Source organism: Vitiosangium sp. GDMCC 1.1324, assembly GCF_003044305.1.
Lineage (GTDB): Bacteria > Myxococcota > Myxococcia > Myxococcales > Myxococcaceae > Archangium.
Genome location: NZ_PZOX01000002.1, coordinates 183,029 through 198,673, shown reverse-complemented (window position 1 = coordinate 198,673; position 15,645 = coordinate 183,029). Strand labels below are relative to the sequence as shown.

Below are 15,645 nucleotides of genomic sequence, written 5' to 3'. Positions count from 1 at the left end.
TCGTCTGCTCCCGGTCCGCAAGGAGACCGAATGGGCAACGAGCTTCGTTTCGACGGGAAGGTCGCCATCGTCACTGGCGCCGGAAATGGCCTGGGCCGCTCGCATGCGCTGCTGCTCGCGAGCCGTGGCGCGAAGGTGGTCATCAATGACCTCGGGGGTTCCAGCACCGGTGGTGGCCGTGGCTCCGAGGCCGCCGACAAGGTCGTCGCGGAGATCAAGGCCGCCGGGGGCGAGGCCGTCGCCAACTACGACTCCGTCGAGGACGGCGTGAAGATCGTCCAGAGCGCGCTCGACACGTGGAAGCGCCTGGACATCGTCATCAACAACGCCGGCATCCTCCGCGACACCAGCTTCCAGAAGATGACCGAGCAGGACTGGGAGCTCATCTACCGCGTCCACCTGCTCGGCGCCTTCCGCGTCACCCAGGCCGCCTGGCCCCACCTGCGTGACCAGAACTACGGCCGCGTCCTCTTCACGGCCTCGGCCGCCGGCATCTACGGCAACTTCGGGCAGGCCAACTACAGCATGGCCAAGCTGGGCCTGGTGGGCTTCGCCAACACGCTCGCCATCGAGGGCCGCAAGAAGAACATCCTCGTCAACGCCATCGCCCCCATCGCCGGCAGCCGCATGACCGAGACCGTGCTGCCCAAGGAGGTGGTGGACGTGCTCAAGCCCGAGTACGTCAGCCCGCTCGCCGCCTGGCTCTGTCACGAGGACTGCCAGGAGTCCGGCGCCCTGTTCGAGGTGGGTGGCGGTTTCATGGCGAAGCTCCGGTGGGAGCGCACCCGCGGCAAGGTCTTCAAGCTCGGCCGCTCCATCACCCCCGAGGCCGTCCAGCAGTCATGGGAGGCCGTCACCGACTTCACCGACGCCACCCACCCCACCGACGTGGCCGCCGGCATGCAGCCGGTGATGGACAACCTCACCTCCCAGAGCAAGGGCGGCAACGAGTTCATCGACGTCGACGCCGCGCTCGGCTACCAGTTCCCCGAGGCAACCTCGTCCTATGACGAGCGCGACCTCTCGCTCTACGCGCTGGGCGTGGGCGCCGCGCAGGATCCGCTCGACACGAAGGAGCTCCAGTACGTCTACGAGCTCCACGGCGACGGCTTCCGTCCGCTGCCCACCTACGGCGTCATTCCCGCCCTCAACACCGTCCTCAAGCTGGCGGCCGAGGGCAAGCAGGCCCCGGGTCTCAACTACGGCCTGGACCGCGTCCTCCACGGCGAGCAGTACACCGAGCTGCTCCGTCCGCTGCCCGCCAAGGCCTCGTTGCGCCACAAGGGCCGCATCAAGGACATCTTCGACAAGGGCAAGAACGCGCTCGTCGTCACCGAGGTGACCAGCTACGACGCGCAGACGGGCGAGCCGCTCGTGCGCAATGAGATCACCACCTTCGTGCGCGGCGCCGGGGGTTGGGGAGGAGACCGAGGGCCTTCGACGGACATCGCTCCCCCGCAGCGCGAGCCCGACGCCGTCATCACCGAGAAGACGCACGAGAACCAGGCGCTCCTGTACCGTCTGTCCGGCGACTGGAACCCGCTGCACGCCGACCCGGAGTTCGCCCAGAACTTCGGTTTCCAGAGGCCCATCCTCCACGGCCTGTGCACCTTCGGCTACGTGGGCCGCCACGTCATCAAGGCCTTCGCCAACGGCGACCCGCGCCTCTTCAAGAGCATCCGCGTGCGCTTCGCCGACAGCGTGCTGCCCGGTGAGACGCTCCGCACCGAGATGTGGAAGGACGGCGAGCGCATCATCATCCGCTGCAAGGTCGTCGAGCGCGACAAGGTCGTCATCAGCAATGCCGTCGTGGAGCTCCACAAGGAAGTACCCAATTCCCAGGCGAAGCCCGCCGCTCCCGCGCAGGCGAGTGCTCCCGCGCAGTCCAGTGGTGGCTCCGCCAGCGCCCGCGTCTTCGAGACCCTCCGGGGCTACGTGGCTCAGCACCCCGAGCTCGTCGGCAAGGTGGCCAATGTCTACCACTTCAAGCTGCTCCAGCCGGACAGCGCGTGGACGTTGGATCTCAAGAACGGCGCCGGCGCGGTGCAGGAGGGCGCCCAGGGCAAGGCCGACTGCACGCTCGAGCTCACCGACGCGGACTTCCTCGCGATGACCTCCGGCAAGGCGGATCCGCAGAAGCTCTACTTCGGCGGCAAGCTCAAGATTACCGGCAACGTGATGGCCTCGCAGAAGCTCGGGTTCCTCGCGAAGGTGGGCCCCTCCGCTGAGGGCGCTCCCGCCGCGAAGGCATCCGCGGCTCCGGCCTCGAGTGGGGGCAGCGGGGGGAGCGTGGGCAACGGCCGCGCTCCAGGCATCTTCAAGGCTCTCGGCGAGCGGCTGGCGCAGAAGCCCGAGCTGGCCCGCGAGGTGGATGCCGTCATCCAGTTCCACGTCACCGAGCCCAAGGGCTTTTGGGTGGTGGATGCCAAGGGCTCGCCGGGCGTGCGCGAGGGGACCGTGGAGAAGCCCGACACCACGGTGCGCATCGCCGACGAGGATCTGGTCACCTTGCAGCAGGACCCTCAGTCCGTCACGCGGCTCTACATGCAGGGCAAGCTGCGTGTGGATGGGGATGTGCTGGCCGCCAGGCGAGTGCGCTTCCTCCTGTAGTCCACTGCTGGGTCATCACACCGCTCCAAGAGAAAGAGAGAGCAACCATGGGACGTCGAGCCAATGTCATCGGAGTGGGGATGGTGAAGTTCGCCAAGCCGGGCGCCAGCGAGGAGTACGACGTGATGGCGACCAAGGCGGCGCAGGCGGCCATCAAGGACGCGGGCATCACCTATGGCGACATCCAGCAGGCCTATGCCGGCTATGTCTTCGGTGACAGCACCTGCGGCCAGCGCGCCGTCTACTCGGTGGGCCTCACCGGCATCCCCGTCTTCAACGTCAACAACAACTGCTCCACCGGCTCCACCGCGCTCTACCTCGCGCGCCAGGCCGTCGAGGGCGGCATGGCCGAGTGCGTGCTCGCGCTCGGCTTCGAGAAGATGGAGAAGGGTGCGCTCGCCTCCAAGTTCGACGACCGCGCCAACCCGCTCGAGCGCCACGTGGACACGATGAACCGCGCCCAGGGCATGAACCAGTCGCCCTTCGCCGCGCAGATGTTCGGCGGCGCCGGCCGCGAGTACCGCTGGAAGTACGGCACGAAGCGCGAGACCTTCGCGAAAATCTCGGAGAAGGCCCGCAAGCACGCCAGCAAGAACCCCTACGCGCTCTTCACCCAGACGCTCTCGGTGGAGGAAATCCTCGCCTCGGACGAGGTGTTTGATCCGCTCACGCGCTTCCAGTGCTGCCCGCCCACGTGCGGCGCCGCCGCGGCCATCGTGTGCTCGGATGAGTTCGCTCGGAAGCTGGGCCACTCCAACCCCGTGTACATCGCCGCCCAGTCGATGACCACGGACATGCCCTCCAGCTTCGGCGACAGCATGATCAAGATGGTCGGCTTCGACATGGCCGCCCTCGCCGCGAAGCAGGTGTACGAGAAGTCCGGACTCGGCCCCGAGGACGTGGATGTCGTCGAGCTGCACGACTGCTTCACCGCCAACGAACTGCTCACGTACGAGGCGCTCGGCCTGTGCAAGGAGGGCGAGGCGGAGAAGTTCATCTGGGACGGTGACAACACCTTCGGCGGGAAGTTCGTCACCAACCCCTCGGGCGGCCTGCTGTCCAAGGGACACCCGCTGGGGGCCACGGGCCTGGCGCAGTGCACGGAGCTGGTATGGCAGCTGCGTGGGCAGGCCGAGCAGCGCCAGGTCGAGGGGGCGCGCGTGGCGCTGCAGCACAACCTGGGCCTCGGCGGTGCGTGCGTGGTGACGATGTACCGTCGCGACTAGCCGGCGGGTGGAGCGCTCGCCCTCCTGCTCGCGGAGTGCGGGTCCGGGGATGGAGCAGGGGCCTCTGATGGGTTGTGGTCAGGCTCCGCGCTCCTTCCCCTTTTCGTGACGAAACTCCTGCGCCCTCCTCATCTCATCCGATTCCCCCGGCACCTCGTGCCCGTGAGTGTGCTCGTCCTCTCGCTGCTACTCACCGTGTGTGCGGGCCTGCTGCTGAAGGCCAACGCACGGGCGAGGGACCAGGCTCGTTTCGAGAACCTGGTGCAGGCGACCTCGGACCGTATCCAGCACCGGTTGGATACCTATATCGCGCTCCTTCAGGGGACCGAGGGCCTGTTCGCCACCCAGCAGGAGGTGACGCCGGATGAGTTCGTCTCGTTCGTCCAGATCCTGGATGTCCAGGCCCACTACCCGGGCATCCAGGGCATCGGCTTCACCCAGCGCTTGTCTCGCGCGCAGCTCCCCGAGTTCGAGCGCCAGGCGCGGACGAAGATGGGACTGCCGGGCTTCCACGTCTGGCCAGCGCCCAGCACCGATGATGAGATCTACTCCGTCGTCCTCCTGGAGCCGCACGATGAGAGGAACCTCGCGGCCGTGGGCTTCAACATGAACTCCGAGCCCCGCCGCCGCGAGGCCATGGAGCGCGCCCGTGACACCGGACTGCCCGCCCTCAGCGCGAAGGTGACACTCAAGCAGGAGATCCACGGCGAGAAGCAGGCCGGCTTCCTGTTGTACCTGCCCGTCTACCGCGGCGGCCATGTGCCGGCCACGCAGGAGCAGCGGCGCGAGTCGCTCGTGGGTTTCGTCTACAGCCCCTTCCGCACGGGCGACCTGCTGCGAAGCATCTTCGGCACCGAGCGTCAGCCACGTGTGGCCTTCCAGCTCTACGACGGCTCGGCGGTGGGTCCCGAGTATCTGATGCACAGCTCGCATGACATCGGAGCCCTGCCGCACGCGCCCCTGTTCACCACCACCGAGACGCTCACCGTGGCCGGGCATCCCTGGACGCTCACCTTCTCCTCGTTGCCGGCCTTCGACGAGACGGCTTCCGGAAGGGCGGTGCTGCCCGTCCTGTGTGTGGGCGCGCTGGTGAGCCTGGTCTTCTTCTTCCTGACGCTCGCCCAGGTGCGGGCGTATGGGGAGGCGGAGCGGAGCGCGGACGGGCTGCGCATGGCGCTCGCCGAGCGGGACTGTGTGGAGGCACAGCTGCGCGAAGCGGATCGGCGCAAGGATGACTTCCTCGCCATGCTCGCCCACGAGTTGCGCAATCCCCTGGCGCCGGTGCTCACCGCCGTCCAGCTCATGGAGCGCAAGGAGCAGTCTGGCCAGGACACCCACCGGGAGCGTGACGTGGTGGAGCGCCAGGTGCACCACATGCGGCGCCTGGTGGATGACCTGCTCGACGTGTCGCGGGTGACGCGAGGCAAGATTCAACTCCAGAAGCGTCCGCTGGAGCTGGTGGCCGCGGTGGGACGTGCGCTGGAGATGACGCGGCCCTTCGCCGAGTCGCGTGGGCACTCGCTGCGCCTGGAGCTCCCGGACGGCCCGCTGTGGGCCGAGGCGGACCCGGTGCGCCTCGAGCAGGTGCTCACCAACCTGCTGCACAACGCGGCCAAGTACTCGGAGCCCGGGGGCCGCATCACCCTGACGCTGGCGCGCGAGGCGGACGAGGCGGTGGTGCGGGTGGCGGACACGGGCATGGGCATTCCCTCCGAGGCGCTGCCCCACCTCTTCGAGCCCTTCATGCAGGTGGCGCGCACGCTCGACCGGGCGCAGGGCGGCCTGGGCCTGGGGCTGACGCTGGTGAAGCGGCTGGTGGAGCTGCACGGCGGGTGCGTGGAGGTGGAGAGCGGCGGGGTGGGGCAGGGCAGTGTCTTCACGGTGCGCCTGCCGTTGCTGACCCAGGAGCGTGTCCCGGTGGTGACGGAGGATGTGCGGCCCGAGCAGGAGGTGCCCTCGAAGGGTCGCCGCGTGCTCGTGGTGGACGACAACGTGGATGCCGCGGAGCTGCTCGGCGAGGTGCTGGAGATGGATGGACACCATGTGACGGTGGTCCACGACGGCACGACGGCGCTCAAGTGCATGGAGGCCCTCCAGCCCGAGGTGGTCTTCCTCGACATCGGCCTGCCAGGGCTGGATGGGTACGAGGTGGCGCGACGGATCCGACAAGGGCCGGGGGGCGAGGGCCTTCGGTTGGTGGCGATCACCGGCTACGGGCAGGCCACGGATCGCCAGCGCTCGCGCGAGGCGGGCTTCGACGCGCACCTCGTCAAGCCCGTGGAGCTCGACAGGGTCCGCGCGCTGGTGGCCGACGCTCCTTCCGTGGAGGTGCGCTACCGCCCGGAGTGGCTCACAGGGGAGCCACCTTCTCGATGAGGAACATGGTCTGCTGGCAGGGCACGTCCAGGGGGCCCATCTGCGCCGGGTTGCCGCTGGCCTCCGTCAGCTCGTGCTCGGCCGCCTCGCGTGCCCGCTCCTCCGGAAGGGGCGTGTCGCAGACGAGCGCGATGAAGCGCTCGGGGCCCAATGCCGCGTCCAGGCGGACGTCTCCGTTGAGCTTCTGCGCCCGGCCCGCGGGGATGGCCAACGGCTCGTGCCGTTTGGGGAGCACGTGCGTCACCCCGAGTACCGAGCCCACCTCGAGGAGCGTGAAGTAGCCCGAGCGTTCCGTGGAGAGCTGGAAGCCGAGCTTCTCTCCAGGAGGGACGGGTCCACCGGGCGGCACGCGGTGCTCGTGTCCCGAGTGACGGACCACCACCTCCAGCGTGTACGGATTCGGGGAATGTGTGTGCCCACGCCGCAGCCATGGGACTGCCACTCCCAGCACGGCCACGAAGGCTGGGGCCAGGGCCAGCAGCCACCACTTGAGCGCTCGGAAGGAGGTGGTTCGCATCCCACCTCACGTTTTGCGGCAAGTGTCCTCGAGGGTCAACCCCAAGGGTTGTCCGCCCGGCCGCTCGGCTAGTGGGGATGTCGCGTCAGCGTCACTTCCGGGTAGTCCCCCGAGCCTCCCTGGAGCAGTGGAGACTCGCCGCTGTTCTTCACGGACTCGTCCGCGAAGGCGAGCACCCACGCGCGAGTGAGGGCCGCGGCGCGCTCCGGCGCCAGTGTTCCCGTGTCGAGGGCGTCGGCGGTCACCTTCGGGTCGTAGGTGCTCATCAACTCCTGGAGGAGTGGCATGTCCGAGAAGGTGAGGTGTCCGGCCTGGGAGACCGAGGCCTCGTAGACGGGGCCGCGTCTGTCCTTGATGAAGGAGCGATGGGTTCCATCCTTGTTGGATTGGGTGTGCACCAGGAGGAACGGCTGGGTGATGCCTTTCTCCCAGGAGCCCTGGAATGTGCCATCCAGGTTGGAGCATGCGCGGACGCTCGAGTCCTGCTGGCAGACGAGGGTCGCCGCGGCGCCGCCGATGGAGTGGCCGAACACGCCCACCCGCTCCAGGTCGAGCCGACCGGTGAACCGGCCCTGGGCGTCTTCCGCGTCGAGCGCGCGCACTTGGGAGAGGACGAAGCGCAGGTCCTCCACCAGGACGTCGAAGTACGGTGTGCCGAAGAGACCGGTGGGCTCCTCGGTGTTGGGGGCATAGCGGCCGTCGGGGAAGATGACGGCGCCGGTGGTGTACGTGTGCGAGGTGGCCACCACCACGTAGCCGTGACTGGCGAGCTCCTCCAGCAGCGACGTGTAGAAGGTGGGCGAGTAGCCAGCGCCGGGCGAGAAGAGGATGACGGGGAATCGCTCACCCGCGGCGAGTGGGGCCTCGGCTACGGCGTGCGCGTGGACGAAGTCCAGCAGACCGGGTGGAATGTCGAAGCCGCCGCCTTGCAGTGTCGCGATGCCCTCGCGGCGCACGAGGAAGTAGGGCGCGGGCTGGGCCCGGGAAGATGGCGAGGCGGGGTACCACACACGCACCATCAGCTCGCGTTTGTCCTTCTTGGCCTTGGTGAAGGTTTCGTCACGCGAGGGGTCCACCCAGTCGAAGGTGGTGGTGCCCACGGCGTACGGGCCGGTGGGGGCTGGCATCCGGGCGAGGAGGTGGCCCGAGGCATGTGCCCGGTTGCAGCCACTCATCTCGGTGCCGGAGCGGGTCTTCGCGTCCAGCTTCAGGCGGCTCACTTCGGCATGGAGGACGCCCTGCTCCACCAGCGTGGGCAGGGGAAAGCGCAGCACCGCATCCACCTGACCATCGCCGTTCACGTCCTCCTCGCGGAGCGTGGCTTCCGCGGAGACGCTCGGGGCGGAGCCATCCGGGTCGGACAGGAAGGCGGTGGAAGGATCCACCGTGCGAGCGTCGAGCGTGGCATCCCCGAGGATGGCCACTTCGAGTGCGCCAGTGCCCGACAGCTCCAAGGCATTCGGATACGTCCCCGGAAGCACGTCGAGCGCGGTGGTACCGGTGCAGACCTCGGGAGGAGGAGCGGGAGGCGGTTCCTTGCCACTGCATCCGGTGGTGAGCGCCGTCACGGCGGCGAGCGATGCGGCCAGGCGAGAGGGCTTCGGGATCATGAGGTGTCTCCAGGAGAGGCAACGAGGACGCCGCGCGGGATGAACACCACGCGCCCGTGCGCGTGTCACTTGTTTCGTGGGACAGCGTCCTGCTGGATGCTGAAGAGCGCGCGAACGGGGTAGTGGTCCGAGCCCCCCGAGCGGAGCACCCGGGCCTCCGAGAAGGTGAGCCCACGCCCGAGAATGTGGTCGATCTCCACCACCGAGAGCAGGGCGGTGTTCGCGCCGGGCCAGGTGTTGCCACAAGATGTAACGGGACCGTCACAGGAGTGGACGAAGCCCGCGGCGGCGAAGGCCTTCATCGCGGGGGCCCGGCGGCCCTCGTTCATGTCCCCGAGGAGCAGGAGGGGTTTCTTCTCGTCCTCGTAGCGCGACATCAGCGCCTTGCTCTGTTTCTCGCGCAGCTTCTCGTTCTTCTCCAGGGACTCGAGCAGACTCTCTGAGCGGGTGTGCTTCGCCCCGGGCGCCATGAGGTGCACGCACACCACCTTCAACTCGCGCCCGTCGAGCTTCAGGTCGGCCTCCATGGCGGGCAGGCGGTGGGGCTTTTCGGGAAAGCGCTCGGTGCGGAGCAGGGGATGCCGGCTCGCGATGCCCACGCCCCAGGTGCCACCGCGTGGCGCGAGCACGGTGTGCGGGTACTCCTTGCCGAGCCGCTTCCGGAAAGCCTTGGCGAAGCCCGGCGTCAGCTCGCGAAGGCAGAGGATGTCTGGCTTCTCCTTCTCGATGACGTCGAGCGACTTCTCCACGTCCTCGGCGGGTGCGTCGTAGAGGACGTTGTAGGTCATGGCCTTGAAGGCCGGAGGGGGAGGCGAGGTGTCCGCGCCGGTGGAGAAGAGGGAGAGCACCGCGAGCAGGGGGGCGTGCATGCCCCGTCTGGTTGCAGGGCGGAGGCCAGGGGATTCGCGGTGCGAACGTGGCTGGAGGGGGACGAGGCCCGTGGTCGCGGGGACTCGGAGGTGTGGCCCGGCAAACGCGGTGAAGGCGCCTGGGCACTCCAGTCGATGGAGACGTTCCTCCTGACGGAGCACGTGCCCGACAACCCGGCAAGCGTCCTGAGAATGGGCAGCCTGGTCCTTCCCCTGGCGGGCGCCTTCTTCGGCTACGAGCAGTCCGAGGCCCTTGTCACTGCGCGCCGCGTCGCACGGTGCAAGTGTCTGGAAACAGACCTACTTTTCCCCTCCTTCCGTTCCCACGGGATTACCGGGTTCTTGAGAATGCTTGGTATGCTTGCGCGTGACGCAGTCGTTACCGTGGGGGAGCGCGAGTGTCCTTTGTCAAGTTGCCCGAGAGCGTTACCACCTGCCGAAACCTCGTGGGAGGAGAGTGGCTCGTCCCGCGAGATGCCTCTCTTCTCGATGTGCACAGCCCGTACACCGGAGGCGTCATCGGCCGCGTGCCGCTGACGCCCGCCGAGGGAGTGGCCCAGGCGGTGGAGGCCGCACGGGCCGCCGCGCCCGGCTGGCGCGCCACCCCCCTGCGCGAGCGCACCACGCTCATGGCCCGCTTCCGCGCGCTGCTCGAGTCCAACCTGGATCGTCTGTCTCATCTGGCCGCGAGCGAGGCCGGCAAGACGGTGGCCGAGGCGCGAGCGGGTCTCCTCAAGGGCCTGGAGGTGTGTGACTTCGCGCTCTCGCTGCAGAACCTCGACGTGGGCGGAGCGATGGAGGTGAGCCGCGGCGTCACGTGCGAGTTCCGGCGCGAGCCGCTCGGCGTGGTGGCGGGGATTACCCCGTTCAACTTCCCCGCCATGGTGCCCATGTGGATGATTCCCATCGCGCTGACGGTGGGCAATGCGTTCATCCTCAAGCCTTCGGAGAAGGTGCCCCTCACCGCGTGCGCGCTCGGCGAGCTCATGGTGGAGGCGGGCATTCCGCGCGGCATCTTCTCCGTGGTGCACGGCGGGCGCGAGACGGTGGAGGCGCTGGTGGCCCACCCGGACGTGCGCGCGGTGGGCTTCGTGGGCTCGTCCGCCGTGGCGCGGCGCGTGTACTCGGAGGGCAGTGCCCAGGGCAAGCGCGTGCTGGCGCTCGGCGGGGCGAAGAACCACCTCATCGTCGTGCCCGATGCGGACGAGGCCCTCACCGCGCAGGCCGTGATGGACTCCTTCACCGGGTGCGCCGGCCAGCGCTGTATGGCGGCCAGCGTGCTGCTCGCGGTGGGGAATGTGCAGCACATCGTCGATCAGCTGGTGGAGCGCGCTTCCCGGCTGGAGGTGGGGCCGGGCATGGGCGCCATCATCGACCGGGCGAGCCTCAACCGTCTGGAGACAGCCATCGCCGCGGCGGAGCGGGCCGGAGCGCGGGTGTTGCTGGATGGGCGCGGGAAGAAGCCCGTGGGTGAGAAGTGGGCGGGCGGCTACTGGCTCGGACCCACGATTCTCGACAACGTGCGCCCGGACATGGAGGCGGCGCAGCGCGAGCTGTTCGGCCCGGTGATGTCCATCATCCGCGTGCCCACGCTGTCGGCGGCGCTCGAGGTGGAGAACGCCTCGCCCTATGGCAACGCGGCGTCTGTCTTCACCACCAATGGCGCGGTGGCACAGGCCGTGGTGGAAGGGGCGCGCGTGGGCATGGTGGGTGTCAACGTGGGCGTGCCCGTGCCTCGAGAGCCCTTCTCCTTCGGCGGCACCGGCGAGTCCAAGTTCGGCCACGGCGACATCACGGGCGTGGCCAGCCTCGGCTTCTGGACGGACCTCAAGAAGGTCACCCGGAAGTGGACCACCCGCACCGATGGCAGCTGGATGAGCTGACGCTTTCCCTCCCCCCGTTCTTTCTTTTTCCCCCGTAGCGCGCACTCCGAGGAGGGCGCCTCAATGTCTGACAAGAAGCCCGTCAACCACATCCGTCTCACCTCTCACCCGGACAGTGATGGCCAGGTCATCCCCATCAAGTGGGGAGACTCCGAGTCGTCGCGCCGGGGTCCCGTCATCGCCACGCTGACCGAGCCCGCGCACCGCAATGTCATCGGCACGCACTCGGGCTCGTATGCCATCTACCGGGCCGTTGCCGTGGCCGCCGGACAGCTCACGCAGGACCACCGCGCGGACCTCACCAACACCGCGCCCGCCGTCCAGATTGGCCCCCACAAGGCCTGGAATGATCCGGATCGCATCGTGTCGATGGACCCGTGGGGCGCTGTGGCGCCGCAGGTCTTCCGCTCCCACATGGAGCAGGGCATGGACATCCGGCCCACCATCGCCATCACCCGCGCGCACATCAACATGCCCGAGCTGCGCGATGCCATCACCGCCGGGCGCCTCAAGCCGGATGGCAGGATTCTCTGCGCCAACGGCGACGTGAGCGTGGTGAAGGCCGCGGTGGAGCCGGTGTGGTACCTGCCGGGCATCGCCAAGCGCTTCGGCCTCACCGAGGCGGCGCTGCGCCGCGGGCTCTTCGAGCAGACCGGCGGCATGTTCCCCGAGCTCATTACGCGCTCGGACCTGGAGGTGTTCCTGCCGCCGATTGGCGGGTTGACCCTCTACTTCTTCGGGGACATGGACACCATCTCCAACCCCGACATCCCGCTGGCGGTGCGCGTGCACGACGAGTGCAATGGCTCGGACGTGTTCGGCAGCGATATCTGCACGTGCCGGCCCTACCTCACGCACGGAATCGAGGTGTGCATCCAGACGGCGCAGGACGGCGGCGCGGGTGTCATCGTCTACTCGCGCAAGGAGGGCCGCGCGCTGGGCGAGGTGACGAAGTTCCTCGTGTACAACGCGCGCAAGCGCCAGGAAGGTGGGGACTCGGCGGCCACCTACTTCCACCGCACCGAGTGCGTGGCCGGCGTGCAGGACATGCGCTTCCAGGAACTGATGCCGGACGCGCTGCACTGGCTGGGCATCACCCGCATCCACCGCTTCGTGTCCATGAGCGACATGAAGCACGACGCCATCGTCCGCTCGGGCATCGAGATTCTCGAGCGCGTGCCGATTCCGGAGGAGCTCGTCCCCGCCGACGCCAAGGTGGAGATGGAGGCGAAGAAGGCCGCCGGCTATTTCACCACGGGCAAGGTGGCCACGAAGGAGGAGCTCGTGGAGGTGAAGGGCAGGGCGCTCGATGCCTGAGGTCTCTTCGACCGTCGCGTACCTGCTCAGCACTCGGGCCATCCGCGAGCGCTGTCGGGCCCTGCTGGAGCTGGGGCTCGCGGGCAAGCTGAAGCACTTCCGCGTGGACCTCGAGCGGCTGCCGGCCCTGGCGGACTACGTGCTGGACGTCACCCGGGCGTCGTACCCCACGCTGGAGATTCCGGTGCACAGCCGCTGGGGTCACTTCGACGTGGGCGGCGTGCGGCGCAACGCGGAGCTGGATGCGCGTCTGGCCTCGCTGCCGCCCGCCGAGCGGGCCCGGGCGAAGCTGGACCTGGTCGTCACGAGCGTGCTGCTGGATGCGGGCAGTGGGCCCTCGTGGAAGTACGTGGAGCCCGGCGGTGGAACGTATGCGCGCTCCGAGGGCCTGGCCGTGGCCAGCTTCCGCATGTTCCTCGCGGGAGCGTTCTCTTCGGACCCGAGCCAGCCGCTGCGGGCCGATGCCGAGGGGTTGAGGCGGTTGAGCCTCGAGGCGCTCGCGCGGGGCTTCCAGGTGACGGAGTCCAACCCGCTGGCGGGCCTGGAGGGGCGGCTCGCGCTGCTGCACGGGCTGGGGCGGGCGCTGCCGAGGCCCGGGGCGCTGTATGACCGGTTGGTGGGGAAGGGGCCTCGCGTGCCCGCCACGGAGGTGCTCGGGCGGGTGCTGGAGTCGCTCGGCCCCATCTGGCCGGGACGCATCACGCTGGAGGGCGTGAACCTGGGCGATGTGTGGACGCACTCCGCGCTGGGGCCCGAGGGCAGCCCGGAATCGCTGGTTCCCTTCCACAAGTTGTCCCAGTGGCTGACGTACTCGCTGCTGGAGCCGCTGGAGGAAGGCGGCATCACCGTGACGGACCTGGACGCGCTCACCGGGCTGCCCGAGTACCGCAACGGTGGCCTGCTGGTGGACGGGGGCGTGCTGGTGCCGAGGGACGCGCGGCTGCTCACGGACGCCTATGCGCCGGGAGCGGAGCCCATCGTCGAGTGGCGGGCGCTGACGGTGGCGCTGCTGGACGAGGTGGCGAAGCGGGTGCGTGAGCGGCTGGGGATGACGGCGGAGCAGCTTCCGCTGGCGAAGGTGCTGCAGGGCGGGACGTGGAGCGCGGGCAGACGCATCGCCGCGGAGAAGCGCCCGGGGGGCACACCGCCCATCCGCATCGAGAGCGATGGGACGGTGTTTTGAGGGTCTTCTTTTCACTCGAGCCGAAGGAATGAGGAGGCAGGCGTGAACTACTCGGACAACTGCACCGTGGTGGACCACCCGCTGGTGAAGCACAAGCTGACGCTGATGCGGCGCAAGGACACGAGCACGGCCTCGTTCCGCGCGCTGTTGCAGGAGATCTCCCTGCTGCTCGCCTACGAGGCGATGCGGGACTTGAAGCTGACCGAGGAGACCATCGAGACGCCGCTGATGGAGATGCAGGCACCGGTGCTGGAAGGAAAGAAGCTGGTGCTGGTGGCCATCCTCCGGGCGGGGCAGGGCATCCTGGACGGCATGCTGCACCTGGTGCCGAGCGCCCGCGTGGGTCACATCGGTCTGTACAGGGATCCGAAGACGCTGGCGGCGGTGGAGTACTACTACAAGGTGCCGAACCAGCTGGCGGACCGGGATGTCATCGTCTGTGACCCGATGCTGGCGACGGGGAACTCGGCGGTGGCGGCGCTCAACCGCATCAAGCGGAGCAAGCCCGGGAGCCTGCGCTTCGTGTGTCTGTTGGCATGTCCCGAGGGCCTGGCCAACCTGCGCGAGCACCACCCGGACGTGCACGTCTTCACCGCCGCGGTGGACGAGAAGCTCAACGAGCACGGCTACATCCTGCCGGGCCTGGGCGACGCGGGCGATCGGCTCTTCGGCACGCGGTAGCGCGCGTGCGGTGGTGGGACCACCCGGGGACGGGCATGCTGCCGGCGCATGAGAGCTCCTGTGCTGGCACGCGCGGCCATGGTCTTGTCGTGGGTCCTGACGGTCTCGTGCGCCACGTCGTCGGAGGTGGCTGCTCCGGGTGAGTCGCGAGCGGAGCCGAAGGTGGTGCGGACGAGCGCGCTGCCCGGTGGTTCGCTGAGGCTCTCCTTCGAACCGGTGGCTTCCGACCCGAACCTGGAGCGGCTCCGGGTGGAAGAGGCCCGGGCGGTGCTCGCGATGCTGTACGAGTCCCTGCCTCCGAGGGAGAAGTCCCAGCTCCAGCTCGTCCTGGCATCGACAGGGACGGGGCAACAAGGCCAGCCGGCGGAGTGGGAACTGCGTTTGAGGGAGGAGTATGTTTCCCGGTACGGCCCTCCGCTGCTGCCCCTGCCACAGTCACTGGAGACGAGCCGCCTCTTCATGGCCTTGAAGCTCTCGCACCGCTACATGGGCGAGGGCGTGCGCGAAGCAGCGCGGGAGCTCTTCAACTCGCGCATCTTCGTCGCGAGCGTGGCGCTGTCGGTGCTCGTCTACTTCGCGGCGTGGCTGGTGCCCGAGCCCATTTTCAGCAAGGCATTCGTGGCGACACTCACGCTCAGGCTGTCGCTGGCGGTAGGCGTGTTGGAGCTCACCCGGTTGGCGCGAGCCTGTGTGCAGTTGTACCGGGAGGTGGAGGCGGCGAGGACGGTGGAGGAGCTCGAAGCAGCGGCGGAGCGCTTTGGCAAGGCGATGGGAGGAACAGGACTTCGGGTGCTGATGCTGGTGGCCAGCATGGGAGTGGCCAGGGGGTTGCCAGAGGTCCCCACGGGAGGACTTGGCGCGCTGCTGCGTGCGCCCCGGTTCTCGTTGCCCGGAGGCATGGCGATGGGCGGCGCGACGACGGTGCAGATGGCGGCCGACGGCACCGTCATTGTCACGGGAGTCGCGGTGGGCACAGTGGCCGCTGCGGTGGGCAGCGCCTGCACAGATGGCTCCGAGACAAAGGCCGGCTACCACTGGCACCACCTCGCCACGAACAAGAACGAAGTCTCGACGGTCACCGGCGGACCCTGGACGCCCTTGTTCAAGAGGCTCTTCGCGAAGGCGGGGATGAGCCTGGATGCGGCGGAGAACCTCGTCTACCTCAAGGGACACAAAGGTCCTCATCCCGAGGTGTATCATCGAGAGATATTCAGGAAGCTCAGCGCGGCGATTGAAGACTGCGAAACCGTCTCTCAATGTAGAAGCAAGCTGGCGGAGGCTCTCCGGAAAATCGCTGAAGAGGTATGCACTCCGGGCTCACGGCTCCATCGGTTGGCAACGCAGTCTCAGGACTGATACCGGAGCAGACGACA

The 15,645-nt window shown here is 68.4% G+C and carries 11 protein-coding genes; 8 read left to right on the top strand and 3 right to left on the bottom strand.

Annotated elements, in window-relative coordinates; genetic code table 11:
- The first annotated feature begins 30 nt into the window (after positions 1-30).
- The 3 genes from DAT35_RS05255 (at position 31) to DAT35_RS05245 (ending at position 6,212) form a co-directional block, all read left to right on the top strand.
- On the top strand, positions 31-2,610 hold the full coding sequence (locus DAT35_RS05255) for a peroxisomal multifunctional enzyme type 2 (RefSeq protein ID WP_108065803.1): 2,580 nt from the start codon (positions 31-33) through the stop codon (positions 2,608-2,610).
- Positions 2,611-2,657: 47 nt separating this feature from the next.
- A complete protein-coding gene (locus tag DAT35_RS05250) occupies positions 2,658-3,836 on the top strand; it encodes a lipid-transfer protein (protein ID WP_108065802.1) in 1,179 nt (392 codons plus the stop codon).
- A gap of 162 nt (positions 3,837-3,998) precedes the next feature.
- A complete protein-coding gene (locus DAT35_RS05245; RefSeq protein WP_158501558.1) occupies positions 3,999-6,212 on the top strand; it encodes a CHASE domain-containing protein in 2,214 nt (737 codons plus the stop codon).
- Here the strand turns inward: DAT35_RS05245 and DAT35_RS05240 are convergent.
- The 3 genes from DAT35_RS05240 to DAT35_RS05230 all read right to left on the bottom strand — a co-directional run bounded on the left by DAT35_RS05240 (position 6,187) and on the right by DAT35_RS05230 (position 9,208).
- Positions 6,187-6,729 (bottom strand): hypothetical protein, encoded by a 543-nt coding sequence (locus tag DAT35_RS05240; RefSeq protein WP_108065800.1) that lies wholly within the window; start codon positions 6,727-6,729, stop codon positions 6,187-6,189. The two genes, DAT35_RS05245 and DAT35_RS05240, sit on opposite strands and share 26 nt — an antisense overlap.
- 68 nt (positions 6,730-6,797) lie before the next feature.
- On the bottom strand, positions 6,798-8,339 hold the full coding sequence (locus DAT35_RS05235; RefSeq protein ID WP_108065799.1) for an alpha/beta fold hydrolase: 1,542 nt from the start codon (positions 8,337-8,339) through the stop codon (positions 6,798-6,800).
- Positions 8,340-8,404: 65 nt separating this feature from the next.
- The gene (locus DAT35_RS05230) at positions 8,405-9,208 is read right to left on the bottom strand and encodes an endonuclease/exonuclease/phosphatase family protein (RefSeq protein WP_233261313.1); all 804 of its coding nucleotides are present in this window, start codon (positions 9,206-9,208) and stop codon (positions 8,405-8,407) included.
- Positions 9,209-9,606: 398 nt separating this feature from the next.
- Here DAT35_RS05230 and mmsA point away from each other — a divergent pair, with 398 nt between their 5' ends.
- From mmsA to DAT35_RS05205, 5 genes are all read left to right on the top strand, one after another.
- A complete protein-coding gene (gene mmsA / locus DAT35_RS05225; RefSeq protein ID WP_108065798.1) occupies positions 9,607-11,091 on the top strand; it encodes a CoA-acylating methylmalonate-semialdehyde dehydrogenase in 1,485 nt (494 codons plus the stop codon).
- A 63-nt stretch (positions 11,092-11,154) separates the two neighbouring features.
- On the top strand, positions 11,155-12,408 hold the full coding sequence (locus tag DAT35_RS05220) for a GTP cyclohydrolase II (protein WP_108065797.1): 1,254 nt from the start codon (positions 11,155-11,157) through the stop codon (positions 12,406-12,408).
- Complete coding sequence (locus DAT35_RS05215; protein ID WP_108065796.1) at positions 12,401-13,591, top strand: URC4/urg3 family protein; 1,191 nt, start codon at positions 12,401-12,403, stop codon at positions 13,589-13,591. The genes DAT35_RS05220 and DAT35_RS05215 overlap by 8 nt, the downstream gene beginning before the upstream one ends.
- Before the next feature lie 42 nt (positions 13,592-13,633).
- Positions 13,634-14,272 (top strand): uracil phosphoribosyltransferase, encoded by a 639-nt coding sequence (gene upp / locus DAT35_RS05210; RefSeq protein ID WP_108065795.1) that lies wholly within the window; start codon positions 13,634-13,636, stop codon positions 14,270-14,272.
- A 48-nt stretch (positions 14,273-14,320) separates the two neighbouring features.
- Positions 14,321-15,628 (top strand): AHH domain-containing protein, encoded by a 1,308-nt coding sequence (locus tag DAT35_RS05205; RefSeq protein ID WP_108065794.1) that lies wholly within the window; start codon positions 14,321-14,323, stop codon positions 15,626-15,628.
- Positions 15,629-15,645 lie beyond the last annotated feature (17 nt).